The organism is Solirubrobacter soli DSM 22325 (assembly GCF_000423665.1).
Classification (GTDB): domain Bacteria; phylum Actinomycetota; class Thermoleophilia; order Solirubrobacterales; family Solirubrobacteraceae; genus Solirubrobacter; species Solirubrobacter soli.
Genome location: NZ_KE384071.1, coordinates 530,760 through 557,092, shown reverse-complemented (window position 1 = coordinate 557,092; position 26,333 = coordinate 530,760). Strand labels below are relative to the sequence as shown.

Annotated in this window: 21 protein-coding genes, 1 tRNA gene, 1 other RNA gene and 1 riboswitch; of the genes, 9 read left to right on the top strand and 14 right to left on the bottom strand. The window is 72.2% G+C overall.

Annotated elements, in window-relative coordinates; translation table 11 throughout:
- Positions 1-124: 124 nt before the first annotated feature.
- A complete protein-coding gene (locus G569_RS0138465) occupies positions 125-778 on the top strand; it encodes a LysR family transcriptional regulator substrate-binding protein (RefSeq protein WP_028067337.1) in 654 nt (217 codons plus the stop codon).
- 1,023 nt (positions 779-1,801) lie between these two features.
- Here G569_RS0138465 and G569_RS0138455 read toward each other — a convergent pair.
- From G569_RS0138455 to G569_RS61910, 7 genes are all read right to left on the bottom strand, one after another.
- Positions 1,802-1,873 (bottom strand) — tRNA-Val (locus G569_RS0138455).
- A 726-nt stretch (positions 1,874-2,599) separates the two neighbouring features.
- Positions 2,600-3,535 (bottom strand): universal stress protein, encoded by a 936-nt coding sequence (locus tag G569_RS0138440; protein ID WP_028067336.1) that lies wholly within the window; start codon positions 3,533-3,535, stop codon positions 2,600-2,602.
- Between the two features lie 10 nt (positions 3,536-3,545).
- Positions 3,546-4,121, bottom strand: coding sequence for an SRPBCC family protein (locus G569_RS64245; RefSeq protein WP_169542343.1), 576 nt, complete (start codon positions 4,119-4,121; stop codon positions 3,546-3,548).
- Positions 4,118-4,636: an ArsR/SmtB family transcription factor gene (locus G569_RS0138430; protein ID WP_028067335.1), complete on the bottom strand. Its 519-nt coding sequence runs from the start codon at positions 4,634-4,636 to the stop codon at positions 4,118-4,120. Before G569_RS0138430 ends, G569_RS64245 begins: the two co-directional genes overlap by 4 nt.
- Positions 4,637-4,667: 31 nt before the next feature.
- Positions 4,668-5,417: a tyrosine-protein phosphatase gene (locus G569_RS55220; RefSeq protein ID WP_053227639.1), complete on the bottom strand. Its 750-nt coding sequence runs from the start codon at positions 5,415-5,417 to the stop codon at positions 4,668-4,670.
- Complete coding sequence (locus G569_RS0138420) at positions 5,414-6,952, bottom strand: oligosaccharide flippase family protein (RefSeq protein ID WP_028067334.1); 1,539 nt, start codon at positions 6,950-6,952, stop codon at positions 5,414-5,416. The genes G569_RS55220 and G569_RS0138420 overlap by 4 nt, the downstream gene beginning before the upstream one ends.
- A complete protein-coding gene (locus G569_RS61910; protein ID WP_053227638.1) occupies positions 6,933-8,075 on the bottom strand; it encodes a glycosyltransferase in 1,143 nt (380 codons plus the stop codon). The genes G569_RS0138420 and G569_RS61910 overlap by 20 nt, the downstream gene beginning before the upstream one ends.
- Before the next feature lie 18 nt (positions 8,076-8,093).
- On the opposite strand from G569_RS61910, the gene G569_RS64240 reads away from it, so the two are divergent.
- Both G569_RS64240 and G569_RS0138400 read left to right on the top strand, forming a co-directional pair.
- The gene (locus G569_RS64240) at positions 8,094-9,245 is read left to right on the top strand and encodes a glycosyltransferase (protein WP_169542341.1); all 1,152 of its coding nucleotides are present in this window, start codon (positions 8,094-8,096) and stop codon (positions 9,243-9,245) included.
- Positions 9,246-9,297: 52 nt separating this feature from the next.
- A riboswitch (cyclic di-GMP riboswitch) is annotated at positions 9,298-9,376 on the top strand.
- Positions 9,377-9,427: 51 nt separating this feature from the next.
- Positions 9,428-10,954, top strand: a complete 1,527-nt coding sequence (locus tag G569_RS0138400) for a putative glycoside hydrolase (RefSeq protein WP_028067333.1) — start codon at positions 9,428-9,430, stop codon at positions 10,952-10,954.
- On the opposite strand, the gene G569_RS0138395 is transcribed toward G569_RS0138400, so the two are convergent.
- The 4 genes from G569_RS0138395 to G569_RS0138380 are packed head-to-tail and all read right to left on the bottom strand — an operon-like array spanning position 10,920 to position 15,573.
- Entirely contained in the window at positions 10,920-11,969 is a 1,050-nt protein-coding gene (locus G569_RS0138395) for a glycosyltransferase family 4 protein (protein ID WP_028067332.1), read from the bottom strand. The genes G569_RS0138400 and G569_RS0138395 overlap by 35 nt on opposite strands.
- A complete protein-coding gene (locus G569_RS59950; protein WP_157592596.1) occupies positions 11,966-13,267 on the bottom strand; it encodes an O-antigen ligase family protein in 1,302 nt (433 codons plus the stop codon). Before G569_RS59950 ends, G569_RS0138395 begins: the two co-directional genes overlap by 4 nt.
- A complete protein-coding gene (locus G569_RS0138385; RefSeq protein ID WP_028067331.1) occupies positions 13,264-14,574 on the bottom strand; it encodes a tyrosine-protein kinase domain-containing protein in 1,311 nt (436 codons plus the stop codon). The genes G569_RS59950 and G569_RS0138385 overlap by 4 nt, the downstream gene beginning before the upstream one ends.
- A complete protein-coding gene (locus tag G569_RS0138380) occupies positions 14,575-15,573 on the bottom strand; it encodes a glycosyltransferase family 4 protein (protein ID WP_157592595.1) in 999 nt (332 codons plus the stop codon). It lies immediately after the preceding gene.
- A gap of 29 nt (positions 15,574-15,602) precedes the next feature.
- Here G569_RS0138380 and G569_RS0138375 point away from each other — a divergent pair, with 29 nt between their 5' ends.
- On the top strand, positions 15,603-17,057 hold the full coding sequence (locus tag G569_RS0138375) for a putative glycoside hydrolase (protein WP_028067329.1): 1,455 nt from the start codon (positions 15,603-15,605) through the stop codon (positions 17,055-17,057).
- Between the two features lie 113 nt (positions 17,058-17,170).
- Positions 17,171-18,343, top strand: a complete 1,173-nt coding sequence (locus tag G569_RS0138370) for a glycosyltransferase family 4 protein (protein WP_028067328.1) — start codon at positions 17,171-17,173, stop codon at positions 18,341-18,343.
- 45 nt (positions 18,344-18,388) lie between these two features.
- Here G569_RS0138370 and G569_RS55200 read toward each other — a convergent pair whose 3' ends face one another.
- Positions 18,389-19,714, bottom strand: coding sequence for a sugar transferase (locus G569_RS55200; RefSeq protein WP_053227635.1), 1,326 nt, complete (start codon positions 19,712-19,714; stop codon positions 18,389-18,391).
- Positions 19,715-20,354: 640 nt separating this feature from the next.
- On the opposite strand from G569_RS55200, the gene G569_RS0138360 reads away from it, so the two are divergent.
- Positions 20,355-21,965: an O-antigen ligase family protein gene (locus G569_RS0138360; RefSeq protein ID WP_028067327.1), complete on the top strand. Its 1,611-nt coding sequence runs from the start codon at positions 20,355-20,357 to the stop codon at positions 21,963-21,965.
- A gap of 124 nt (positions 21,966-22,089) precedes the next feature.
- On the opposite strand, the gene G569_RS0138355 is transcribed toward G569_RS0138360, so the two are convergent.
- Positions 22,090-22,569, bottom strand: a complete 480-nt coding sequence (locus G569_RS0138355) for a hypothetical protein (protein WP_157592594.1) — start codon at positions 22,567-22,569, stop codon at positions 22,090-22,092.
- A 178-nt stretch (positions 22,570-22,747) separates the two neighbouring features.
- Here G569_RS0138355 and G569_RS0138350 point away from each other — a divergent pair, with 178 nt between their 5' ends.
- Together G569_RS0138350 and ffs are read left to right on the top strand one after the other, a co-directional pair.
- Positions 22,748-23,218 (top strand): RNA polymerase sigma factor, encoded by a 471-nt coding sequence (locus G569_RS0138350; RefSeq protein ID WP_028067325.1) that lies wholly within the window; start codon positions 22,748-22,750, stop codon positions 23,216-23,218.
- Positions 23,219-23,226: 8 nt separating this feature from the next.
- Positions 23,227-23,490: signal recognition particle sRNA large type (gene ffs / locus G569_RS60635), an RNA gene on the top strand.
- 8 nt (positions 23,491-23,498) lie between these two features.
- On the opposite strand, the gene G569_RS63365 is transcribed toward ffs, so the two are convergent.
- Complete coding sequence (locus G569_RS63365) at positions 23,499-24,830, bottom strand: hypothetical protein (protein ID WP_028067324.1); 1,332 nt, start codon at positions 24,828-24,830, stop codon at positions 23,499-23,501.
- A 54-nt stretch (positions 24,831-24,884) separates the two neighbouring features.
- On the opposite strand from G569_RS63365, the gene dnaX reads away from it, so the two are divergent.
- The coding region (dnaX, locus tag G569_RS63360) for a DNA polymerase III subunit gamma/tau (protein WP_157592593.1) at positions 24,885-26,333 on the top strand (1,449 nt) is incomplete at its 3' end.

The following is a 26,333-nucleotide window of genomic DNA, read 5'->3' as shown; positions in this document are numbered from 1 at the left end:
CGCCCACGGCTTCGTGATCTCGGTCGCGTGCTCTTGCAAGCACCACCTCGAGACGTAACACTCGTCTGAGGCATATGACTCAGCCGACCGCTACCAGCCACGATTGCCGACTCGGGCGAAGGAGATGACCGCTCGGGACGCCACGAGGCAACTCACGATTGTCTTCGATGCGCGGCTGCCGAGTGCGCGCTGGGGACCGCTCTTTCATGTCTTCCGCCTGGAGCATCCCGACCTGCGCCTCGAATGGCAAGCCGCCGGGTTCCCGATTCGCGGACGCCCGCTGCTCGACGGCGCTGACGCTGGGCTGTTCGTCGAGCCGCCGCGAGAGGAGGGCCGCAGCGCCCTTACCCTCGATGTCAGCCCGATGGTCGTGATCGTTGCGGCCGGTGATCGCCTCGCCCGCCGCACCGAATTGCGCGTGGTCGACATCCTCGACAGGCCATTTCCCGGCGGCACGAACCTGAATCCCGAATGGACCTCGTTCTGGACGCTAGACGAGCAGCGTGGCGGCCCCCCGACCTGCACCGCCGATGACGTCAGATCTGCCGAAGATGGCCTCGAGGTCATCGCCGCCGGCCGGGCCATCGGCACCTTGCCCGCCTGGATGGCCGACGGTCTCGCCCATCCGGGAGTGATCGCACTCCCGCTCTGCGACGGCCCGCAGGTCAGGACTCGTCTGGTCTGTCACTCCCATCCCGACAACCCGATCGTCGACGCCCTCCTCGACCTCGTCACCGCCTGGACGCGCGACGGCCGGCGAACCCCTACCCGGCCCTAACGGCCAGACCCCCGGCCGCATCAACGGGTGCGGGCCTCCGCCATCGCACCGTGTCACCTAAGCCCCGCCGAATTTGACGCCCGGCCGTCAACCCCCTCACAGGCGCTTCATCGTCACGACGATGCAATCGTCGCCAGCGGTTCCCGGCAGGGCTCTCGCTCTGGACATGCATTGCGAGAGCGCGCATGACGCCGAGGAGTTACGAGATTGTGGAATCTCGTAACGTCTGGCCAGGGATCGGCCGGGGCGGAATTCGTCACACGAGGTCCCGGCTTACGGAGCCCCGTCCCGTTGAGCCAGCCACGCCTCGATCCCCTGCCCGCCGTCGAGTCTTCGTGGATCGCTTGTCGCATTTGAAGCACCGAGCCTGTCGTCGGATCACGTCGCTCGCTCGGTGAGAATCTTCTCTACGACAACAAGGGCGGCTCGCTTCGCTCGCCGCCGCGCGGCTGCGGGCGGCCGCAGGCGGCCGTCCTCGCCGACGCGCAACCCGCGTCGGGACGTCAGTCGGTGAGCGCCTGCCGGAGCGACGGCGCTATTGACGCCGTGGCGCAGGCGCTGCTAGACCACTGACGCGCGCTCGAGCTCGTCGGACGCCTCGGCAGCGACCGGCTCCTCGGCACGCAGCACGTCGCCGATCCACGGACACCGCGACGTCCACGACAACCCTCAGCAGCTCACCGCCGACGATCAGCGGCGTTCGCGCGCGAGTGGCGGCGGTACTGCAGGCATTGAGGGAGGCGGGGCGGCCGCGAGCTGCCAGCCCTCCCGGTACCTGAGCTGCGCGGTCCTGCCCGCCTGGGTGAACGACAGATACGGGCGTGGTTCGGTCCTCGCGTGCCGGGGTCGAGATGGCAGCGGGCAGTCCGTTCAGCGTGGACGAGATCTTCACCGTCGACGACCGGACTCCGCGCGATCCGCAACTCCGCTTGTTTCCATAGCGCTTCCATCGCACGCTCAGGCAAAGAGACGACCGACGGTCGCAGAACGCAGAAAGCCCGCGCTAGCGGGCTTTCTGAACGATGGGCGCGGCGGGTTTCGAACCTGCGACCTCTCGCGTGTGAAGCGAGCGCTCTCCCACTGAGCTACGCGCCCTCAGGGGACGAGGAAGTCTAGCGGCAGATAGATCGCACGACGGGCGGGTGGAGCGGCCCGCGAACGCCGCCTCGCACCGCCCGCCCCGGCTACGGCGTCGACGTCGAGAGCGTGAACGTCACGGTCGTCGCGTAGGCCCCGGTGCGCAACGCGTCGCCAGACGCGACCGGCTGCGTGAAGCCGACCGTTACGACGTCGTTGGACACCGGACCGGCCCAGGTCGACCGCGAGAGATCGACCTGGAGCGGGGACGGCAGAGCGAACGCGCCGTTGGTGAGCCCGCGGCCGCGGCGGTCAGCGACGCATCGCCCGCAGAAGACGTGACCGTGACGGCCGTGTAGGACCGAGCGACCCCCGGGGTGAACACCCCGAACGACACGGACGCGCCCAGCTGCAGTGCGAGCGTCGCCCCAAGGAGCCGCCGACCGCCCCCCCAGCGTCGACGTTGAGCTTCTTGGCCTCGTCGCCGTCCTTGTAGAGGTCGACGGTGCCGTTGTCCATCACGAGTTCGACCTGGCTGCCGTGGCGGGCGTGTCGTGTCGGGCACGCTGACGATGCCCTCCCAGGAGGCCGGTTCGGCGCTGCCGTCGTTGGCGCTGTCACGTACTGATCGCTCGCGTCCTTGCGGATGTCGCGGATGCCGAGGTCGAGCCCGACGCCGTCGCCGAACGTCGCCCCGACACCGCCGGCGGCCAGCTTGTCGATCCAGCTGCTCGAGGGCGACGACTAGGCCGCCGGCACGACCAGGACGGGCACGTCCGCGTTGTGGATCAGGCCCGAGGAGACCGAGCCGAGCAGCGCGGAGCGGGCACCGCCGATCCCGCGCGAGCCGGTGACGAGCAGCCCCGCGCCCACCTCGGCGGCGGCGGCCAGCAGCGTCCGCGAGACGCCCGCATCGGACTCGAACACGCGGCCGGTCGCGGTCAGACCCGCGTCGCGGGCGGCGGCGACGCCGTCCGCCAGGATCGAATTGGCGTGGTCGGCGAGCGCCTGCTCGAGCGAGGCGACGATCTCGGTGAGATCGTCGACCGGCCCGCGGCCCAACGCGCGCGCGGTGAGCGAGTGACGGTACTGCGACTCCCACGCGTGGGCGACGATCACCTCACGCCCGACGAGCAGCGGGCCCGCGACCTCGACCGCGTGCTTCGCGTCCGCGGAGCCGTCGTACGCCAGCAGGGCCGGACCGTCCAACGCGCCCGCGACGCCATCGGGCACGATCATCAGCGGGAGATCCGCGTGATGCAGCAGCCGGGCGGCGGTCGAGCCCAGCAGCGTGCGGGCGAGCCCACTGCGGCCGCGCGTTCCCGTCACCAGCACGTCCGCGCCGACGTCGCGCGTGGTGCTGAGCAGCGCACGCCAGATCGGCGGGTTCGTACGGGTCGTCAGGGCGGTCGCGTCCAGGCCGCCCGCACGAGCGCGCGCGACACCCTCGCCGGCGGTGCGGCCGGCCTCGTCCGCTTCCGCGCCGTCGATCTCGTCCAATGTCCGCTGCACCAGCTCGGGCGAGAGCGTGGAGACCGCGACACCGGCCATGCCGGCGGTGACCGACGTCTGGGCGCGTGCGGTCAGGACGGTGGCGCGAGCGCCTGGGAACTCCTTCGCGGCGGCGTCGATGGCCGCAGCGGCGCTCTCCGACCCGTCGTACGCGATCGCGAGGTGCACCCACCCGATCCTACGAGAACGCCGCCCACCGCGCCTCCGCGGCCGCGAACTCATCATCGGAGAGGTCGTAGGTGGTGACGAGCAGCATCTGCTCGCCGCCGGGCTTGCCGAAGACGATCGCGAGCTCGTCACCCACGAGCACGCCGCGCTGGAAGCGACTCTCATGCCACGGCTCGCCCACCAGCTCCGGGAACGCGTCCGCCTTGCGCACGATCATCCGCCGCCGCCCGTCCGGGTGGAACCGCAGGCGGTGGCGGAGCTGGTTGAAGAACGTGATCCAGCCCTCCTCGATGTCGCCGTACACGCCGTCCCACTCGGCGGCGTCGAGGTCGCCGGGCTTGATTGCGCGGATCAGCGTCCGGCCGTCGCCGAGGTCGTGCAACGTGACGTCGCTGTCGAACTCGATCCGATCGGGCGGGTGCTGACGTGCGCGCTCGACGAAGATGTACTCGATCTCGGCGTCGAGCCCGTCGTACTCCCAGCCGAACCAGTGGCGGATCTGTTCGGGCTCGGTCAGCGCGCGCCAGACGACGTCGCGCGGCGCATCGACCGTGACCTCGATGCGGTACGGCTTGTCCATGCTCATGCGGGGTGACCTCCGACGATGACTCGGTAGCGGCGCCGGCCGGGTCCGAACTCGGCGGCGAGCTCGGCGATGCGGTCGGCGACCGCATCCGCGAACCGCTCGAGGTCGCTCGGCTGCTCGAACCCGACCTCGGCCTCGACGGAGAACGTCAACAGGCGCTGGCCGCGCTCCTCGGCGGCGCGGCGGGCGGCGGCGACGTCGCGGACGAGCCGCGCTCCGTTCTCCAGCAGCGCGTCGGCGGCGAAGCGGTCCTGCTCGCCGACCATGCCGATGACGGTCGGCTCGACGACGACCGCGTCGGCGGTCGCGCGCACCACCCGCTCCACGCACCCGCGCCGCTTGCGCTCCTCGACGAGCTCGACGAGCCCGTCGCGCTCCAGCGCACGGACGTGGTAGTTGACGCGCTGGCGGGTCTCGCCGAGGTGCGCCGCGACCTCCGTCGCGGACAACGGCTCGCGCAACGTTTCCAGGACGGCTCGGCGGAGCGGGGCGAGCGGCGCGGCGACGACGTTCACACCATTAGAAAATCATGTTTGTCAAATGGGGTCAGCCGCGGCGGAACCACCCACGGCGGCGTGGCGCCTCAGGCGCAGGCGGAATCGGGCGGCCTTCGAGGATCGCGGCCGGCACGGCCTCCGTCATCCACGCGCCGCGGTCGCCGTCGACGGCCTCGACCGCCTCACGCATCGAGGCCCGCGCCCCGCCCGCCCGGTGCAGGTCGCCGGCGATCACATGCGCGTGGCCGTCCGCGATCAGCCGCAGAGCGAGCTTGGCCGCCCGCCCACCACCCACCACCGACGCCGCCGTCACCTGCACCAGGACGTCGCCCTCGACGAGCCGCAGCAACCGCGAAGGATCGTGCTGGAACGAGCGATTGCGCTCCGGGTGGGCGAGCAGCACGCGGAACCCGCGCACGCGGATCTTGAACAGCAGGTCCTCGAAGATCGGCGGGAGCTCGCCGTAGGGCGTCTCGACCAGCAGATCCGTCCCGTTCGCGCCGTAGGACGCGAGCCGCAGATCCTCGTCGGACGCGCTCTGCGCCCACAGGACGTCGATCTCCCCGCCCGACACGACCCGCAGCGCCACGCCCGCGGTATCCAACGCGGCCTGCAGCGCCCGCACGCGCGACTCGAGCTCGGCCACCCGCACCCCCGGGAAGTCCGCCCGCAGGTGCGGCGTCGCGGCCATCACCCGGACGCCGCCGGCGACCGACTCGCGGGCGAGGGCGACCGCGGCCTCCAGGTCCGGCGAACCGTCGTCGAGCCCCGGAAGCAGATGCGAGTGGAGATCGATCACGAGCGGGAACCTAGCCGCCGGACGAACCCGGCGGCGCGCCCCCGCGCGCCGTCGTCACCCAACGCACCGGCGAGCCAGGCGGCATCCTCGCCGGACAACGGCCGCACCACCAGCGCGGCCGCCATGCCCAGGATCGCGCCCACGAGGACCGCTGCGAGCGCGCCGACCTCGAGCCCCGCGAACGCGCCGGCCGCGACGGCGAGCGAAACGAGCACCGCACGCGCCATCGCACCAAAAGGCAGCACCACCGGCCGGTAGAGCGACGCCACCACCCACAAGCACGGCACGCCCGCGACGAGTACCGCGGCGCCGTTGGCGATCGCGGCGCCCACGGCGTCCAATGAAGGGATCAGGAGAAAGGCGAGCGCCACGTCAACGACGGTTGCCGCCAGCCCGGCGTAGACGATGAACATCGGTCGGCCGAGCCCGTACAGGACGCCCTCGCTCACCCGCAGCATCGGCTGCACGAGCAGCGGCGCGAGCATCGCCAGCAGCACCGGGCCGGCGTCCGAGTAGTCGGATCCGTACGCGAGCTCGAGCAGCGCGGGGCCCGCGACCGCCATGCCCGCGACGAGCGGGAACGTCGCCAGCACGAGCAGCCGCAGCGCGCGCCAGAAGCCGCGCCGGATGCGTTCGTCCTGCCCGGTCCCCATCAGGTTCGCGACCGCCGGCATCGTCACCGTCTCGACCGTCTCGGGCAGCTTGGACAACCCGCTCACCGCCGCGAACGCGATCGAGTAGAACGCGATCTGCGCGTCGCCCGAGTAGTGCTGGAGAATGAAGAGCTCCGAGCGCCGCCAGACGACGAAGCTGATGATCACGATCACCGAGGTCGACGCGGCGAAGGACCAGAAGCGGCGTCGCAGCTCGGGATCGATCTCGGACGCCGGCGCCAGTGCGCCCTCGATCCGCCGTGCGAGCACCGACGTCCAGACGAGGTTGATGAACACGGCGACCGCCTCGACCGCGAACAGGCCGCTGATCCCGCCGCCGAGCTCCAGCGCGACCACGACCGCGGGAACGGTCGCCACGCCGGTCACCAACCCGGGCATCCACGCTTCCCGCCAGCGCTGCGCCCCCATCAGCAGCGCCGCCGGAACGGCCTGCAGCACCGACAGCGCGGCGGAGACGCCCGCGAGGATCCACGCCGTCCGCGGCGCGCTGCCCGCGACCACCGCAATCGCAATGACCGCCATGACGAGGATCGCGCCGAGCACCTCGATCCGCCGGGTCAGCCGGTAGATCGACAGCGCCGCCCCGCCCCGCCGCGCGCCCAGCAACTCGCCCACGAAGCGGGAGACCGCGCCCGGCAGCCCGGCGGTCGCGGCCTGCACGAGCGTCAGCGCGACGAACGCGATGTAGCTCTGGCGGCCCATCTCGTCCGGCCCGAGGTAGCGGGCGACGACGATCGAGAGCACGAGCAGCTGCGCCTGTGGCAGCACGCGGCTCAATAGCGTCCAGAGCCCGCCGCTGACGATCGCCGGCGCGCTGGTCGCGCCGAGGTCGAGCTCGGGCTCAGGCAGCGATGCGCTCATACACCGCCGAGTACGCGTCCACGACCGCGTCCCAGTCGTGGTGGGCGGTCACGTACTCCCGGCCCGCCTCGCCCAGTCCACCGGGCGAGCGCAGGACGTCGACCAGCGCGGCGGCGAAGGCCTCGTCGGAGTCGGCGACGCGCACCTCGTCGCGCACCGCGATCCCCTGGCAGGCGAGCGGCGTCGCCACGCACGGCGCGCCCGCGGCCATCGCCTCAAGCAGCTTGTTCTTGATCCCGGTCCCGCTGACCATCGGGCACGCGTACGCCGCGCAGCCCCACAGATACGGCCGCAGGTCGGGGACGTCCGCGACGACGGTGGCGTCCAGCGCACGCACGCGGTCGCCCGGGGAGCGGCCGACGAGCGACAGCGCCGCGTCCGGGATCGACCGCCGCACGAGCGGCATGATCCGCTCCGCCAGCCGCACGGCGGCCTGCTCGTTGGCGGGCGCGTCGAGGGCGCCGGTGAAGAGGACGCCGGCGCGTGACGGCGAGGGGGCGGGCGGCGCGAAGTGCGCGGCGTCGACGCCGTTCGGGATCGTCTCGGTCCGCAGCGACGGGTCGAGCGCGCGGACCTCGGCCGCGTCCTCATCGGTCACCAGGACGACTCGCGCGAACGGCCGGTAGGCGCGCCCCTCGAACCGCCGGACCGCCGCGGCCTGGGCCAATCGCCACGCGCGCTCCAGGCCGGATGCCGACGCCGCCTCGGCCTCGACGTTGCGATGCCAGGCGTCGAGCGGCGCGATCAGCGCGGGCATGTCCAGCGCGGGCGCGATCGGGGCGAGCGTCCCGAGCATCACGTGCGCGACGTCGAACGTGCCCGGGCGCGGGAGGAACTCCAGGAACGGCGCGGAGAGGCGGCGCGCCTCGACCGGCTCGCGCAGCGCCAGCGCGGCGCCCCGCAAGGCCCACGCCCGCCCCCGCGAGGGCGGCGACAGCGGCAGCTCGTAGAGCTCCACGCCCTCGGGCGGCGGCCCGTCCTGGTCGGGGTGGCGGAGCGCGAGCACGGTCACGTCATGGCTACGCGCGAGGCGCGAAACCAGTTCCCGGGACACGAGACGCGATCCGTTCAGCGGCCCCCGCGGCGACTCGGACGCGCAGAAGAGGATGCGCACCGCGGCCATGTTGGCAGCATGTGCGGCTTGCGCGACCCCATCCCGGCACTCGTCGTCTCGCCGATTCTGCCCGAGCCGCCGGTGACGGGTGGTCAGAAGCGCACGCTGCGGCTGCTCGAGGCGATCGAGCGCGCCGGCATGCATCCACGGATCCTCACCGCCGACCACGGCGACGAGGCATCGCTGGAGCTCTTGCGCGGCCGCGGCTGGACGGTCGAGGTCGTGCGGGAGCCCGAGCCCGGGCCGCTGGACCGGATCCGGCAGCACGTGCAGCGGCGCCCGAGCCCGTACCTGGGGAGCCTCGCGGTCCGGTTCGAGGTCCTGGCGAAGGACGCGGCCCTGGTCCAGTACGAGCACACGCAGAGCGCCTACTACCGAGCCCCCAAGACGGCCGCGAAGGTCCTGAGCCTGCACAACATCGATTCGCGCGCGGCCGCCAGCTCCGCCGAGCACCTCAGCGGCCTCGCGTGGCTGCGGGAGGCCAATCGCGCGGCGGAGCTCAAGAGCGTCGAGCGGCGCGCGATCCCGCGGGCGGACCGCGTCCTGTGCGTCTCCGAGGCCGACGCCGCGGTCGTGCGCGCCATCGGCGGCCGCGCCGTGCTCGCGCCCAACGGCGTCGACGACGACTTCTTCGCGGTCGACGGTCCCGGCGACGCGAACCGCGTGCTGTTCTTCGGGCACTTCGGCTACGAGGCCAACCGTCGCGGCATCGAACGCTTCCTGCGCGAGGGCTGGCCGCGGGTGCGCGAGCTCCGTCCCGGCACGCGGCTCGCGATCGCCGGCGGCGGCCCGACGGGCGGGCTCGAAGGCGACGGCGTCGACATCCTCGGTCTCGTCCCCGACCTGGCGGCCGTGCTCGCCACGGCCCGGGCGGTGATCGTGCCGATCTGGGAGGGCGGCGGGACGCGGCTGAAGGTGCTCGAAGCGCTGGCGGCGGCACGCGTGGTCGTCTCGACCCCGCTCGGTGCGTCGGGCATCGGGTTCGAGCACGAGCGCCACGGGCTGCTGGCCGAGTCCCCGGAGGCGCTCGCGACCGCGCTCGCGGGTGCGCTGGACCAACCCTCGACCTATGGTCCAGAAGGCCGGATTCTGGCTGAACGTTACCGGTGGAAAGAGGCGCTTTCAGGCGCGTCGACGTTCTACGCGGAGGTGCGGGCCCGCGCCCGTTTCGCGCGCTGACCTCAGGTTCGACCGCACGGCGCCGATGAAGGAAATGGGGCACCATCTCCCACACCGACAAAGGCAAACCCGTCGTGAGGCGGGGACGCAAAGCCACGGAACCCTTGGTCAGGGTCCGCCGGGTTACCGAAAGGGGACACCGCGTGAAAACCGCTACGAGGGCATTCGCTGGCATCTTGGCCATGCTGTTGGCTGTGCCGTCGTTGGCGCATGCGGCCCCGGTCGGGCATTTCCGTGTCGCGATCGACACCAACGCGCAGAGCGCGGCGTACGCGCCGGCGCGCGACGACGTCGTGATCCTGCAGCAGTACCAGTACGCGCGGGTGCCGCAGCTCAAGGCGGCCAATCCGGGCCTGAAGGTGCTGATGTACAAGAACCTCTCGGGGATGACCGAGCGCACGAGCTCGGGCTTCGTCTCCGGCGGGGTCGCGACGCAGGACGCTGCCGCGCACCCCGAGTGGTTCCTGCTCAACACGAGCGGGCAGCGCTTCACGAGCCGCTACTTCAGCTGGGTCTGGATCGCCGACGTCGGCAGCGCGTCCTATCAGCAGCAGTGGGCCGACAACGTCCTGGGCGAGGTCCAGGCCGGCGGGTGGGACGGCGTCTTCATGGACGACACCAACCCGACGATGTCGTGGCACTACGACGTCGACCGGATCGCCAAGTACCCGACCGACGCGGCCTGGCAGGCGGCCACGCGCTCGGCGCTCGTCTCGATCGGCGAGCGCTTCCACGCCGCGGGCAAGCTCGTGATCCCGAACTTCTCCAACCAGAAGTCGTTCCCGGCGGTCGTCAAGGACTGGATGGGGCTCGTCGACGGCGGGCTCAACGAGCAGTTCCTCAAGTGGGGGACGACGCAGACCGGGCCTGAGACCTACGACCCGACCGACTACTGGGAGCTGCAGCTCAAGCAGATGAAGGAGGCCGAGGCCGCGGGCAAGTACTACCTCGGCATCACGCCCTCGACGGCGACCGACCGCAATGCCGCGCGCTACGGCTTCGCCACGATGCTGCTCGCGGGCGGCGGGAAGCTGCAGTTCGCGCTGCACAACGACTACACGAACGAGCGCTGGTTCGAGGAGTACGACTACGCGATCGGCGACCCACGGGGCGGCGAGACCAAGGACGCGAGCGGCGTCCACAAGCGCGTCTTCTCCAACGGGCTCGTGTATGTGAACCCGACGTCCAGCGCCGTGCGCGTCGACTTCGGCGGCGCTTACACCGGCTCCGGCCTACAGGACGCCACCTCGACCACCTTGCCGCCTCGAAGCGGCCTGGTGCTGGCAAAGGCGGGTGAGGGCTCGCCCTTTCAGACCCCCGCGACCGGCACGAACGGACCGGAAGACGAAGACCAAGGTGACGGCGACGGTGAGCCGCAAGACGGCGGCCAAGAAGGCCAAGGCCCGGAAGAAGAAGGCCCGCAGCCGCAGACCCCGGTCGGGCCGGTCGGCCCGAAGCTGATCCCGGTCACGCCGCCGGCCACGGATCGCACCAAGCCGGTGATCGTGGTCGTGACGTGCAAGCTGCGGGGCGGGTGCAACGGCACGGTGTCGCTCGTGCAGGGCACGGCGACCGTCGGCACCCGCTCGGTCAAGCTCCGCTACGGGCAGACCAAGAGGCTCTCGATCACGCCCCGGACACGCGCCACGATCTCACGGGTGAAGCGGCTGAAGGTCAAGGCGCCGCGCGGCGTGCGCGCGTCGCTGTGACGTAGAGCTCGAGCAGCCGCTCGGCGGTCCTGCGCGCGGACCGGGTCTCGGCGGTCGCCCGGCCGGCGGCGATGCGCTGGGCGGCCACGGCGGGATCGTCGAGCGCCTGGATCGCGTTCGCCAGCGCGGCTGGGTCGCGCGGCGGGACGAGCGCCTCGGGCGGTGCGTACTCAGGGATGCCGCCGACGTCGGACGCGACGACGGGGATGCCGGCGGCCATCGCCTCCAGCAGCGCCAGCGGGCTGTTCTCCATGATCGAGGGGAGCACGAAGATGGAGAGCCGGCGCAGTGCTTGCGCGCTCGGCACGTAGCCGGCGAACTCGACGTCCAGTCCACGCGCGCGTTCGCGGAGCGCCGCCTCCTGCGAGCCGGTCCCGAAGATCACGAGCGGTCGTTGCAGGACGCGCATCGCGTCGATCAGGTATTCGAGGCCCTTCACGGGCTCGAGCAGGGCGACGGTCCCGACGCGGTCGCCGCGCGGCTGCGTCTCGCTGGGCACGTCGACCCCGTTCGGCACGACCACGAGCTCGTCGAGGTCGTAGCCGATGCGCTGCACGAGCAGCCGCGCCATCGCGTGCGACGGCGTGACGAGCACGTCCGTGAAGCGCCGCAGCCCACGGTCGAGGCCCCGGTAGGCGATGCGGGCGCGCAGCGACGGCGCGGCCTCGGTGAGGAACGGCTCGGGCAACCCGTGCAGGGTGTGAAACCTAAAGGGGCCTGACCCCTTTAGGTTCGGCGTGAGGCGCACCCAGAGGCCGCTGCGGCGGTCGTGCGTGTGCACGATGTCGGCTCCCGCCACGAAGCGCCGCACCCGCACCGCGCCGACCGGGTCGAACGGCCGCACCAGCGGCAGCACCGCCACCCGCGCGCCGACCGCGTCGAAGCGCGCGGCCACCCGCTCGTCCACCGCGACCGCGCGCACCTCGGCGCCGAGCGTCACGAGATCGCGCGCCAGCAGGACCGCGTGCTCGAGCGGCCCGCCCCGCTCGAGTGAGGTGACGAGCGCGACCTTCACTCGCGTTCCGGCGGCCCCAGCGCGAGCACGCCGGCCAGGCCGCCGAGCAGCCACAACGGCACGGAGGTCTGCACCGAGAGGAAGTTCGCGGAGACGATCGCCACCACCAGCGACGCCTGGACGGCGGCGGTCACGCGCAGGCCGTCGGCATCGTCGACCACGAGGAACTGTCTTCGCGCGCGCGAGGTCAACACCCACGACCCGCCGATGAACGCCAGGAACGCGAGCAGCGTCGGCACACCGCCCTCGGCGAGGACCTCCAGATAGGCGTTGTGCACGACCGGGTCCTCGATGTTGAGCGGGTCGTTGCGGACGTAGTTGCGGGCCTCGACGCCGAAGCGCCCCGGCCCGACGCCGAGCAGCGGCCGGTCCGCCGCCATCGACGCCGCCGCGCGCCAATACTCCTTGCGCGACTCGACGTTCGCGGTCGCGACCTTCTGCTTGGCCGCCAGGCGCTCGTCGACCAACGGCCGCCACAGCGTCAAGACGAGCGCGAGCACGCCCGCGATCACGAACAGGCCGGCGACGATCCCGCCGATCCGCGTCCGGCGTGTCGCCACCGCCCACAGCACGACCGCCGCCAGGCCGACGAGCGCGCCGCGCGAGAGCGTCCCGAGCAGGCCGAGGATGAGCACCGCGCAGCAGATCACCCACCACGTCCGCCAGCGCCGGTCGCGCAGCGAGAGGTAGACCGCGAACGGGAGCACGGAGGCGAGCAGGTAGGCGAAGTCGTTGGCCTCGCCGATCGGGCCGGAGACGCGGTCGACGTCCCCCTTGAGCAGCAGCACGACGCCGTAGAGCGCGGCCGCCGTCGAGGAGACCACGAACACCCGCAGCAGCGCCGTCAGCTGGGCGCGCGAGCGGATCAGCTGGACCACGAGGAACGAGAATGCCGCGAACAGCAGGTAGCGCAGCGTCTTGCTCAGCCCCGAGGCGACGTCGCCCGAGGCCATCAGCGATAGCAGCACGAGCATGGTGAAGATGACGAGCGACGGCATCGTCGACGGCAGCCGCACGTCCTCGTCGCGCGCCAGCGAGCGCAGGAAGTAGCCGACCAGCAGCAGCGCGCCGATCAGCTTGATCAGCGAGATCGTCTCGGTCGGGTAGCCGAGCATGTCGTCCCACGGGAACGCGGCCACCATCAGCAGCAGCAGCGCGCCGGCGTTGAAGACGACGAACCCGAGGACGATCAGCAGTGCCGCCGCCGCGAGCGCGAGGACCGGCGCGAACGCGGTCGGGACCGCGACCGCCACCGCGATCAGGACGATCAGCGGCCACTCGGCAGTACGAACCCTCACACTGGGGTGGACTCCGGGCTCGTGTAGTAGTAGCCGCCCGTCGCTTCCAGGTCCTGTCCGGACTGGTTCAGGACGACGCCGAGCAGGTTGGCGTGCACGAAGTTCAGCCGCTCGAGGGCCGTCTCGACCGCGACCGGCTTGGCCTGGCCCGCGGAGACGACCATCAGCACACCGTCGACGTGCGGGGCGATCAGGCGGGCGTCCGAGACGGGCAGGACTGGCGGCGTGTCGATCAGGATCAGCGCGTCGAGGTCACGCAGGCGCTCGACCAGCGGCTCGAAGCGCACGTGCAGCATCTCCGTCGGGTCCGGCGGCAGCGGGCCGCTCGGGATCACCCACAGGTTCGGGAAGCCGGACGGCTTGAGGTTGATCTGCGGGTTGCGGACCGAGAGCAGGTTGGAGAGCCCGGTCGAGTTGTCGACGCCAAAGATCTTGTGCTGGGTCGGGCGGCGCAGGTCGGCGTCGACGATCACGCAGTCGATCCCGATCTGGGCGAGCGCGGCGCCGAGGTTGGCCGTGACGGTCGACTTGCCCTGGGCGGGATCGGGGCTCGTGACCTCGATCACCCGCTTCTCCTCGGCGAGGAACTGCACGTTCGTGCGCAGCGCGCGGTAGGCCTCCTGGAGGCCGGTCATCCGCTCCTGGTTCCAGACCAGCGTGGCGGGGACGCGCTGCAGCGCGCGCTGACGCGGGAGGCGGCCGATGACCGGCTTGTCGGTGATCGGGTCGAGGTCCGCGGGCACCTCGATCCGGCGCCGCACCCGTTCCATCACGAGCGCGTAGGAGATGCCGGCCAACAGGCCGAGGAGGATGCCGATGGCGACGATCAGCGGCGGGCGCGGCTGCACGGGCGTCGTGGGCGCGACCGCCGGGTCGATCGTCGACACGCTGATCAGCGGGTTGTCCTTGATCGAGTCGCTGAACGCCTGCGCGGCGGCGCGGGCGGTGTCGGCGGCCTCCTCGGGCGTCGCGGCGGTGCCGGAGATGCGCAGGATGCCGGTGCCGCCGACGGTCGAGGTGTCGACGTCACCCGGCAGCGGGCGGCCGAGGATCTGCTGGGCGCGCGAGCGGTTCACGCGCGACTTCGCCGTCTCCGCGTACGTGCTCAGCAGCGCGGTCAGGTCGGTGGCGCTGATCAGACCCGTCGTGCGGTCGATCTTCGGCGTCAGGGCGAGCGTCGTCGTCGCCTCGTACTTGGGCGGGGTGACGAGCGCCAGCGCGGCGCTGAAGGCGACCGTGAGCATGACGACGGCGATGACGCCGAAGCGCCGCTTGCTCAGGATCGCGAGGAGCTCGTTGAGCTGCACTTAGTTCTTGATCTTAGGAACGAGGGATTGGTATTCGCGCACGTAGGCATCGACCATCGCGTCGGCGGAGAAGCGCTCACGCACGAGCTTCTCACCCGCTTCCCCCATGATCGTCCGCAGCACGGAATCCTGCAGCAATTCGCGCACGGCGTCCGCCAGGTCGTCGGGATCGAAGCTCGCGACGCGCACGCCCTCGAGCTCGCGCATCCCGCTGACGGGCGTCGAGACGACCGGCGTGCCGGCGGCGAGCGCCTCCAGCACCGCGATCGACATCCCCTCGGAGTCGGAGGTGACGAGGAGGAGTTGCGCGCGGGCGAGCAACTCGCGGGCGTCGTCGCGGGCGCCGAGGAACGTGGCGCGGCCGGTCAGGCGCGCTCTGAGCGAGCCGTCGCCGATGACGGTGAACGTGGCTTCCGGCACGCGTTCCGCCACGTCGAGGAACCGCTGCGGGTTCTTGACCGGCTCGAGGCGGCCGACGAAGACGACGCCTTCGCGCTCGCCGGTCACGTGGGGCGCGGGCGGGATGCCGTTGTGGATCACGCGCGGGACGGCGGGGGCGAACGCGGGGAGGGTTCCCTCGGAGACGACGACGACCGCGTCGGCGGCGCGGAGGAGGAGCTTGGCCGCGGTGGTGCGGTCGGTCTCGGCGGCGCCGTGGTGGGTGGCGAGCAGCGGCGGGCGGCGCGGGCCGCGGGCGAGGCGGGCCGCGGCGGCGGCGATCACCGTCGCCTTCGCGTTGTGGCTGTGGATGACGTGCGGGCGCCAGGAGCGGATGAAGGCGGCCTGGCGGGCGGTCCACTCGCTCACCCCGATGGGGGAGCGCCCGCGCTCGGGCAGGATGAGGCGCTCGACGCCGGTCTCGAGGCCTTCGTCAAGCCGGCCGGGCGCGCCCGAGATCGCCACCGCATGGCCGCGCGCGAGCAGGCCGGACGCGAGGCTCGACACCACGCGCTCGGCGCCTCCGAGGCCCATGCCCGGGCTCGCGAGCAGGACTCTCACGGGCCGGGAGGCTACAGAGCACCTCCGGGGTGCCGACCACCCGGAGCAAGATGGTCCGCCTGATCGCGCTCATCCTGCTGGCTCTCGCGATGGCGCCCGCCGCCGCGCAGGGCAAGGTCTCGCTGGTCCGCACGGCGGGTGCGTCGGGCGATCTGGCCTGGACCCGCGCGCACATCTGGCGCTCGCACGGGACGACCGCGTCCGACCCGGCGACGACGTGGATCCGGCGCAGCGCGCTCGCGCTCGACGGGGCGACGGCCGCCGCGCATCCCGACTGGGTTCTGAAGGACGGGTACGGGACGCTGCTCTACGTCAACGCTTCTTTCGCCGCGGACCTGGGCAACCCGGCGTACCGCGCGTGGTGGATCGCGCAGGTGTCCTCCGCCTCCGCGGGAGCGGTCGGCGTGTACGTCGACGACGTCTCGATGGAGCGCCGCGCGACCTACTACGGCGGCGCCGCCGCGGGGATCCGCGACCCGCGCACCGGCGCGACCATGACCGAGGCGAGCTGGCAGCGGTACATGGCCGACTTCATGGTCGAGCTGCGCGCCGCGCTCCCCGGGGCTGAGCTCGTGCACGACGTCCTGTGGGCCAAGGGCGACACCCGCTCGGACATCCAGCGCGAGCTGAACGCCGCGAGCGTGGTCGCGATCGAGAGCCCGTACCTCACGAACCAGTCGGCGTGGGAGTCGTTCGCGTCGTTCGTGGAGCGGCGTGTCGCCTCCGGGCGCGGTGTCGTGCTCGACGCCTACGCCGACGGGGCGGGTCCGCGGCTCTATTGGCTCGCGAATGCCCTGCTGCTGGACACGAGCCTGGGGAACGACGCTTGGACCGCGCAGAACCGCTGGTGGAGCGGATACGACGTCGCTTTGGGCGCGCCGCTCGGTGGGCGGGCGGCGTGGGCGGGTGTGTCGCGGCGCGACTTCGCGGGCGGCGTCGTGCTCGTGAACCCGCCGGGCAACGGGATCCGCACGGTGACCGTGGGCGCCGGCTTCGCCGACCTCGACGGCGCGGTCGTGAGCCAGCTCACGTTGGCGCCGGGCAGTGGCGCGGTGCTCGTCCGCGTGCCCGTCGCTCCTCCCACGCCGACGCCTCCGCCCGTGGTGCCGCCGGTCGCGACCCCGACCCCCGAGCCCGCACCGCCGGTCTCTCCGCGCCGGCCCGTCAAGCCCTCGAGCGGCTCGAAGGCCCACATCGCGGGCGCCGACGAGCCGAAGGAGACCAAGACGTCGGTGACCCTGACCCGCACGAAGGTCTTCGGCCGCGTCGCGGGAGCCGTCAGCGGCTTCACCCGCGTCACCGTCCAGCGGCGGCGCGGCGGGGAGTGGGTGACCGTGCGCCGTGCCAAGGACTCGGTCTCCAAGCGAGGCCGCTTCTCGGGCGAGATCAAGCGCCTGTCCCGCGGCACCTACCGCGTGATCGCGAACTTCGAGGGCACCGGCACCGCCGAACCCTCCCGCGCCGAACGCACCCACTCAATCTAAACCCGGCCTGCTCCCTTTTAGGTTCGCTTTAGGTGGCAAAGGGCCGGATTCCGCGGTCCGCCGCCGCCGAACATAAAGCAGGCCTGGGGTGCTTTATCTAGACTCGCGGCGCGATGGCGCGGATCGCCCTCGTCTGCGAGCCGCCCGACGGCGGGGCCGCCGAGCACGTTGCCCAGCTCGTGCGGGGGCTCGGCGTCCACGGGCATGAGCCGGTGCTGTACGCGCCGCGCGAGTTCGCTCCTGCGGTCGACTTCATCCCGCTCACGTTCCGGCGCGACTACGCGCACCCGCGTGACGATGCGCGGGCATTCGTGCGGCTGGCGCGCGAGCTGCGGGGCTTCGACCTCGTTCATGCGCACTCGGCCAAGGCGGGCGTGTTGGCGCGGCTGGCGGGCTGGAGCGCGCGGACGCCGGTCGTGTACACGCCGCACGGGTTCCCGTTCGTGGGCGAGATGCGCGAGGCGCGCCGGGTCTTCTCCCACGTGGTCGAACGTCTCCTCGCCCCGCCGACGGCGGCGATCATCGGCGTCTGCGCCTTCGAGCGCGACCTGGCGCGCGCGAACCAGCTGCACCCGCGGATGCTCGCCGTGGTCCACAACGGGTCCCCGGCGTGCCCGGCCGGCGCCACGTGGGCCGGCGGCGAGGCCGCGGGGAGGGGCGGTGCCGCCCGCGAGGCCGCGGGGAGGGAAGGCGCCGCGCGCGAGGCCGCGGGGAGGGAGGGCGCCGCGCGGGAGGCCGCGGGTGCGCGGCGCGACGTCGGCGCGCCCGTCGTCGGGACCGTCTCGGCGCTGCGGCGCGGGAAGGGCGTCGACGTGTTCCTCGACGCGGCGCCCGCGATCCTCGCGGCGGTCCCGCAGGCCCGGCTCGTCATCGCCGGCGACGGGCCACAGGAGGCGGAGCTCAAGGCCCACCCGAACGCCGGCCTCGCCCGCTGGGAGCCCTACCGCCCGCCCGCCGCGAACCACCTGCGCGAGCTCGACGTCTACGTGCTCGCGTCGAGCTGGGAGGCGTTCCCCATCGGCCCGCTGGAAGCGCTCGCGTGCGGGGTGCCGCAGGTCGTCACCGCGGTCGGCGGGACGCGCGAGGCGGTCGTGCCGGAGACGGGGCTCCTCGTCCCCCCGCGCGACCCGGACGCGCTGGCGGGCGCCGTCATCGAGTTGCTCCGCGACCCCGAGCGTCGCGAGCGCATGCGCCAAGCCTCACGCGAACGTCACGCCGCCCACTTCACCCTCGACCACATGGTCGCCGGGACGGCTGCGGTCTACGACCGCGTGCTGAGCCGTTGAGGTCGGACGATCGGGGTGGGGCGGAGGCGCTGCCCCGCCTTGACTTCAGTATGCGCCGCGGCCGGAGATGACCGCGGGGAGCGTCGCCAGGAGGATCTCGATGTCACGCGCGAGCGACCAGCCGGCCACGTACTGGTAGTCGAACTTGATCATGTCCTGGAACGGGATGTGCGAGCGGCCGCTCACCTGCCAGGGACCGGTCAAGCCCGGGCGGAGGTCGGCGCGGCGGGACTGCCAGGCCTCGCTCAGCGCGGCGTGCTCGGCGATCACCAGCGGGCGCGGGCCGACGAGCGACATGTCCCCGCGCAGCACGTTCAACAGCTGCGGCGCCTCGTCGAGCGAGAAGCGGCGGATGATGCGGCCGACGCGGGTGATGCGGTCGTCGTCGGGCGCCTTGACGATCGCGCCGTCCTCGCGCACCAGCACGGTCGAGTCGACCTTCATCGAGCGGAACTTGAAGAGCTTGAAGAAGTGCCCGCCGCGGCCGGAGCGCTGCTGGGTGAAGAAGACCGGGCCGCGCGAGTCGAGCTTGATCGCCACCGCGATCAGCGCGAACAGCGGCGAGAGGAGCAGCAGCGCCAGCGACGCGCCGATGACGTCCAGCGTGCGCTTGGAGAAGCGCGACAGCGGCGAGAACGTCGGCTGCGAGATCGACAGCAGCGGCATCCCGCCGACCTGCTCGATCGTGCGCGCGCCCTCGAGGAACTCGAACAGGCGGGGGACGATGTCCACGGTGACGCCGGCGTCGCGGCAGACGCGGATCGCGTGCAGCAGCTCCTCGTGGCTGGCGCGGGTGAACGCGATCATCACGCGGTCCACGCGGCCGAAGGTGATCAGGTCGGCCAGCGAGTCCAGCGTGCCCAGGCGCGGGATGCCGAGGCGCCCGGGCTCCTGCACGTCGTCGTCGATGTAGCCGACCGGGTCGAGCCCGAGCTCGTAATGGCGTTGCAGGCGTTGCACGAGCTGCAGGGCGACCGTGCCGGAGCCGAGGATCAGCGTGCGCTCGCGCAGCGAGGGCGATCGATGCAGGCCGACGCGCGCGGCGGCGCGGCCGATGCCGGCGCCGGCCCCGGTGATGACCGCGGCGCTCAGGGCTCCCAGCACGGGGGAGCCGGCGTCCAGCGCGGTCAGCAGGCCGAAGACAGGCCACGAGATCAAGAGCGAGGTGACCGCGAGCCGCGGGGCGTCGCCCACGCCGCTCGCCCACGAGCGCAGATCGTCGAGCGCGTAGAGGCCGCAGATGTAGGCGAGCACCGGCCAGCCGAGGCCGATGGCGAGCGCGACGACGGGCAGCTGGTTCAGCGACAGGCCGGCGGCGACGGCGGCGATGGCTCCCGTGAAGGAACCCGCGATGATGTCCGCCGACAGCAACTGACGACGTAGCTGGGCGTTGCGGCGGCCCGCCGGGGGCTCAGCCGCGATGAACGCCTCAGTTAGGACGTCCGTTGAGACGCTCAGACTTCCCCCTGGATCTGCCGATGTCGCATTCGTGCTCAAGACCGCGTCCTTGCTTGGCGGGCGACTCCATCCTGCCCAGGAATTCTGAGTGTCAATCCCCCGTCTGCGCTCTGCACCGTCTTCCAGACTGTCGTACGACGGGGTCCTGAATCATGAATCGGCCTCTGTCGGTCAGCGCTTGAGCCCGCCCCGTCCGGTGGCCCGCGCTCGCGCCCTCTTTGGCGCCTGGTACCTAACCCTACCTGGGCTGACGACGGCTTGGCTGGGCTTTCGAGCAGGTGGGTTCTTTCCGGGGCAGGTGGGTCTCGTTGCGTTGACGCTCGCGCTCGTGCTCGTCGGTCGCATCACACTCGCCGAAAAGCCGTTCGAAGGCTGGAGTTCAGCTCTTGCACTAAGTTCTGGAGCGCTCGCTGGCTTGGCCATTTGGACGCTCGCATCGGCAATTTGGTCCGATGCGCCGGCCCGCGCATTGGCCGAGTTCGACCGGACACTTCTGTACGGCCTGGTTCTGGTGCTGACCGGCTCCGCCGCGGCCCGTATCGGAGATTTGTCCATGGTGCTCCGTTGGGTCGCCGCGGCGTTCGCCGCGATCGCCCTCGCCGGCCTCGTCACCCGCCTGCTTCCGGACGCGTTCCCGATCGGCGAGCAGTTCCTCCCGGAGCGGATCTCGTTCCCCCTCACGTACTGGAACGCGATGGGCATCGCGTGCGCCGTCGGGGCGCTGCTGACGCTGCATCTGACCTCGAGCGGGAGCGAGCCGCGCGCGGTCCAGGTCGTGGCCGCCGCGCTGCTCTCGCCGATCGCGGTCACGCTCTACCTGACGTTCTCGCGCGGAGCGATCTGGGTGCTCCCGATCGGGTTCGTCCTGTATCTGGTGCTGGCGCAGCCGCGGGGGATCGTCAGCGGGCTGCTGGCGGGCGGCGTCCCGGCCGCGATCGCCACCAAGATCGCCTACGGCAACGAGCTGCTGGCGCGCGCGGACTATGACTCCTCGGCCGCCGCCGCGAGCCAGGGCAAGCACGTCTTCGTCGTCGTGCTCGCGTGCGCGCTCGTCGCCGCGGGACTGCGGTTCGCGGCGGCGCCGCTGGATCGCTGGCTGGATCGGATCGAGATCCCGCGCGAGGCCAAGCTCCTGCTGTTCGGCGGCGCCGCGCTCGCGCTGCTCGTGGGTGCCGCACTCGTGCGGGCGCCGCAGCGGATCGCCGACGCCCGCGAGACCTTCACCCGCGGCCAGTACATGACGTACTCGTCCGACCTGCGCACGCGGCTGACCTCCGCGGTCGACAACGGGCGGATCGACAACTGGCGGGTCGCGCTCGACGGCTTCAAGGCGGAGCCGCTGCACGGCACGGGCGCCGGGACGTACCGGATCACGTGGGACCACGACCGTCCGGCGCCGCCGGTCAAGGTCAACGACGGCCACTCGCTCTACCTGGAGACGATGAGCGAGATGGGCATCGTCGGGCTCGTCCTGCTGTTGGTCGCGCTGGGGACCCCGCTCGTGATGGGCGTGGCGCGCCTCGGCGGGGAGGAACGGCACGCGCACGGCGCGTTCGTCGCGGCGGGGACGATGCTCGCCATCCACGCTGGGATCGACTGGGACTGGGAGATGCCCGCGCTGTTCGTGTGGGTGTTCGGGGCGGGCGGGGTCGTGCTCGCGGGGCGGGCGGGGTCGGGCTCGCGACTCGGGACGCTCGGGCGGATGCCGCGCGTGGTGGCGGCGCTGGCCGTGCTCGTGCTGGCGATGACGCCGGCGCTCTTCGCGTACTCGCAGGGACCGCTGGACCAGGCGATCAACGCCTACGACGACCGCAACTGCGACGTGGCGATCAACGACGCCCTGACCGCGACCGAGCGCTTCGGCACGCGGCCGGAGCCCTGGGCGGTGCTCGGCTACTGCGACGCCCGCTTCGGCCAGTACGCGCTCGCCCGCCGCGCGATGAACGCCGCCCGCCAACGCGACCCGAACAACTGGCAGTACACCTACGGCCAGGCGATCGTCTACGGCGTCTCCGGCCTCGACCCGCGCCCGTATGCCCGCGAGGCGCTGCGCTTGAACCCGCTCGACCCGGACGCCGTCGCGCTGGTCAAGAACCTCGACGCGGCCAAGACGGCGAAGGCGCGCCGCGACGTGACGGTGCGCGCGCCGATCCCGAGCGGGTGAGTCGGGCTCGTTACGGATTGCGTAACGCAGCCGGCACACCCGGCGCGGACGTGGCGCCCCGCCGTGCGGGGCGCCCGTTCGGTGAGAACGACCGGGGGGCTGCCGCCCCCCGGATCCCCCCGCTTTACTCGCCGCGGGTGCGGCGGCGCAGGACCAGGCCGCCTGAGAGCAGCGCGAGGCCGCCGAGCAGGACCGGGATCGCCGCGAAGCCGGTGAACGGCAGCTGGCTCGTCTGGGCCGCGGCCGCCTCCTGGCGGGTGGGCTGCGTGCCGGAGTTGGTCTCCTCGGCCGGGAGGACGCCGGAGCCGGTGTCGGTCGCCGGGGCCGTCTCGGTCGTCGGCGCGTTCTCGGACTCGGCCGGGAGGACGCCGCCCTCACCGCAGGTGTCCGACGGGCTGACCTTGCCGTTGTCCGGCGGCGGCGTCGGGGTGCAGACCGGCGTCGAGGTCGGGGTCGGGGTGGGCGTCGGAGTCTCGTACTGCGAGATCGCGGCGTTCGTGCCGGACTGGGCGGAGCCGCCGCCGGAGATCGCCAACCCCGCGCCGGCGGTGCTGAAGAGCATCCCCGATACGAGCAGGCCGAGAATGGCGATACGTGACTTCATGGACTGGCTACTCCTCCGTGAGGGATCCGCCGCGCGGCGGCGAACTCGCTGCTTGATCTCGTCCAGCTCCAATTCCGTGGCCTGTGGCCGCTCATCCTTCAGGAGCCGAATGACGTCGTCGAACTCGGTCATCGCACACTGATACGAAGCTCGGCCCCGATTCCTTACTGGCGGATCCTTGAAAGACGACGAGTTCGAGCGTTTGTATAGCGACGAGGCCCAAGGCCTGTTCGCGTTCCTGGCCTATCGGACGGGGGATCGCGCGCTGGCCGAGGACCTGCTCGCGGACGCCTTCGAGCGCGCCCTGCGGGGGCGATTCAACCCGCGCAAGGGCTCGGCGAAGACGTGGCTCTACGCGATCGCGCTCAACGTGTTGCGCGATCACGTGCGCCGGGTGGCGGCGGAGGGGCGCGCCTACGCGAAGGTCGACGTGGGCGAGGGCGGCGACCCGTTCGCGGGCGTGGAGGTGCGCGACGAGGTGATGCGGGCCTTGAACGGGCTCGCGGCCGAGGAGCGCGAGGCGATCGCGCTCCGGTTCGGCTCCGATCTCACCGTTCCCGAGATGGCGACGGTGTTGGGCGTTCCGCTCACGACGGTCGAGGGCCGCGTCTACCGCGCGCTGCGCAAGCTGCGCGAGGCGCTAGGCTAGTTCGCGGACCGTGCTAGGCGGGGACGTAGCGGCGCCCTGTATCCGCAATCCGCTCTAGCGGGGCCGAATTCCCTCTCGAGGGGCACGGCTCCGGGCCAACGTTCGCTGCCACGGCGTCGATGGTTGGGTCCCCTACGACGTCGGCCCGTGAACCAGGTCAGGTCCGGAAGGAAGCAGCCTTAAGCGGTCACCGGCGGGCGTATGGGGGTCGCCTGACCGGAGTCAGTGAGGTGATCGTCCCTGGAGGCCGACCTCGACAGAGTGGTGCACGGTCCACTTTTCAGCACTTCTCGTACAGCCGCCACGAGGCGTTGCTCGCCACCTCTGCGAAGCCCGCCGGGACGCTCGCGGTGAGCTTCTTCGGGTCCTTCGGGTCGAGCGTGAAGTTGCGCAGCACGCGCTCGGACGCGGGGTCGATGTAGGCGCCGCTCGTCGGCTGCTCGAGTTGTGCCGAGACGATCTCTCCCGGCGGGATTCCGGTCCAGAGCGCGACGTGCGGGACCGGGCGGTGGTTCGGGACCGCGACCGGGCGGCAGCTGATCTCGTCCGTGATCGTGTGCAGGTCGTCGAGGATGCCGGCCTGCGTGTGCATCGAGGCGCGGAGGTCGCGGACGCGGTCCACGTGGTTGGGCGCGAAGACGAGGAAGGACGCGAGGACCGCGGCGCCGGCGAGCGCCCAGGCCGTGCGGTGCGGGCCTTGATAGCGCAGCCAGCCGAGGGCGCCGGCGCCGCAGAAGACGGCCAAGATCGCGGCGGGGAGCAGCAGGTAGCGGCCGAGGATCGGCAGTCCGGCGGCGGCGAGCACGCAGAAGGCGGCGATCGAGACGAAGCCCGCCGCGATCGGCAGCGCCGCCCGGCGACGTTGCAGCGCGAGCACGAACAGGCCGCCGACCACGGCGCCGAACAGGCCGGGCTCGCGGAGGATCTCGCCGAGCCTTCTCGGCACCGTGCCGGGGACGGCGGCCAGGCCGGTCTTGCGTTGCAGCGTCTCGGCGTTGTCGCGGGTGCCGAGCAGGGAGTGGAGCGGATCGCCGGCGAGCACGAGGTCGTGCGCCATCCAGATCACCGGGGCGGCCGCGGCCCACGGGAGCAGGCGCACGTCGCGCTTGTACGCCACGTAGGCGAAGGCGAACATCCACGCTTCCGGCCGCAGGAGGCCCGCGAGCGTCAGCAATGTGAGGATGAGGCGGGGGTTCTTGCCTCGTGCCTCGGCCAGAACGGCGCCGAGCGCCAGCGCCACGTAGGGGATGTCCAGGTAGGCGCGCACACCGAAGCTCAGCACCGGGATGCGGGTGAGGATCACGATGCCGGCCACGGCGCCGGCCGCGGGCCCGAACCAGTGGGCTCCGAGCTCGTAGGTCACCCAGGCCAGAGCGCCCAGCGCCAGGAACGCGATCACGACCCAGATCGTCTGGCCGGCGTCGCCGAACGGCGTCAGGACGACGCCGAGCGCCGTCGAGAGCGGGTGCGGCGTGGGAGCGACGGGGACGCTGAAGTCCGGCTTGCGCAGGTGCGCCACGTCTCCGCCCCAGAGCAGGCTGTAGGCCGTGTCGTAGTTGAGGAACCCGGCACCGATCAGCGCCCAGGCGACGAGCGCTCCGAGCGGGATCATGATCGCCGCGCGCAGCCCGAGGCGGCCGACCTCGCCACTAGACTCAGACAGCCCGTGGCCGCTTCTCTGTACCGCCGTCATCGCCCCCGCACGTTCGCAGACGTCGTAGGCCAAGAGCACGTCGTCCGCACCCTCTCCAACGCGATCGAGCAGAACCGCGTGCACCACGCGTACCTGTTCGTCGGCTCTCGAGGGACCGGCAAGACGTCCATGGCCAAGATCCTGGCGGCTTCGCTGAACTGCGCCGGTGAGGCGGGTGGCGGGACCGGCCCGAGCGGCCCGCGGCTGGACCCCTGCGGCGCGTGCGAGTCCTGCCGCAGCATCGTCCAGGCGACCTCGCTGGACGTCGTCGAGATGGACGCCGCGTCCAACAACTCGGTCGACGACATCCGCGACCTGCGCGAGCGCGTCGCCTACGCGCCGGTCGCCGGCGCCTACAAGGTCTACATCCTCGACGAGGCGCACATGCTCACGCCGGCGGCGTGGAACGCGTTCCTCAAGACGCTCGAGGAGCCGCCGCCGCACACGATCTTCGTCCTGGCCACGACCGAGGCCAACAAGGTGCTGCCGACGGTCGTCGACCGCTGCCATCGCTTCGACTTCGGGCGCCCGAGCGTGCCGCAGATCGCCTCGGTGCTGCGCCGTGCGGCCGATAGCGAGTCGATCGAGGTCCCCGACGAGGCGATCGCGCTGGTCGCCCGCTCGGCCACGGGCTCCTTCCGCGACGCGCTGGGCACGTTGGAGCAGCTGGTCGCCTACTCCGGCAAGGCGATCGTCATCGACGACGTGCTGGCGGTGCTCGGCGCCGCGGACGCCGACCTGCTGTTCGGCACGATCGACTCGATCTCGGCCGGCGACGCCCGTTCGGCGCTGCTGGCGGCGGCACGACTGGCGGATAGCGGGCGCGACCTCGGTCGCTTCTTCGGCGACCTCGAGGCCCACGCCCGGGCCCTCATGGTCACCCAGGTGCTCGGCGCGGTGCCGACCGAGCTCGCGGTGACCCCCGAGCAGGACCAGCGCCTCGCCGAGCAGGCCCGTCGCGTCGGCGGCGCCGAGCTCGTCCGGCTGCTCGAGCTGATCGCCAACGCGCTGCGCGCGATGAAGGACGGCGCCGACCCGCGCACCCAGCTCGAGCTCGCGCTCGTCAAGGCGGCCAAGCCCGACCTCGAGCCGACCGTGAAGGCGCTGCAGGAGCGCATCGCGCGGCTCGAGGCGAACCGCCCCGTGGTCGCCGCGCCGCCACGCACCCCGGAGGTCCCGCAGACGGCCGCCGGCCGCGCCGCCGTGCCGCCGCAGGCCGCGCCCACCGGGCACGCCGCGCCGCCGCAGGCCGCGCCGCCCGCGCAGGCCGGGCACGCCGCGCCGTCGCAGGCCGCGCCGCCCGCGCAGGCCGCGCCCGCCGGGCACGCCGCGACGCCGCAGGCCGCGCCCGCCGGGCACGCCGCGCCGCCGCAGGCCGCAGCGCCCGCGCCCGCCGGGCACGCCGCGCCGCCGCAGGCCGCA

Bases quoted from the DNA above. Each gene is read 5' to 3' on its own strand.
- G569_RS0138465 (WP_028067337.1), top strand. From the start codon at position 125: ATGACCGCTCGGGACGCCACGAGGCAACTCACGATTGTCTTCGATGCG.
- G569_RS64245 (WP_169542343.1), bottom strand. From the start codon at position 4,121: ATGAGCATGGACAAGCCGTACCGCATCGAGGTCACGGTCGATGCGCCG.
- G569_RS0138420 (WP_028067334.1), bottom strand. From the start codon at position 6,952: ATGAGCGCATCGCTGCCTGAGCCCGAGCTCGACCTCGGCGCGACCAGC.
- G569_RS61910 (WP_053227638.1), bottom strand. From the start codon at position 8,075: ATGGCCGCGGTGCGCATCCTCTTCTGCGCGTCCGAGTCGCCGCGGGGG.
- G569_RS0138400 (WP_028067333.1), top strand. From the start codon at position 9,428: ATGCTGTTGGCTGTGCCGTCGTTGGCGCATGCGGCCCCGGTCGGGCAT.
- G569_RS0138370 (WP_028067328.1), top strand. From the start codon at position 17,171: ATGGCGCGGATCGCCCTCGTCTGCGAGCCGCCCGACGGCGGGGCCGCC.
- G569_RS0138360 (WP_028067327.1), top strand. From the start codon at position 20,355: ATGGTGCTCCGTTGGGTCGCCGCGGCGTTCGCCGCGATCGCCCTCGCC.
- G569_RS0138355 (WP_157592594.1), bottom strand. From the start codon at position 22,569: ATGAAGTCACGTATCGCCATTCTCGGCCTGCTCGTATCGGGGATGCTC.
- G569_RS63365 (WP_028067324.1), bottom strand. From the start codon at position 24,830: ATGATCCCGCTCGGAGCGCTCGTCGCCTGGGCGCTGATCGGTGCCGGG.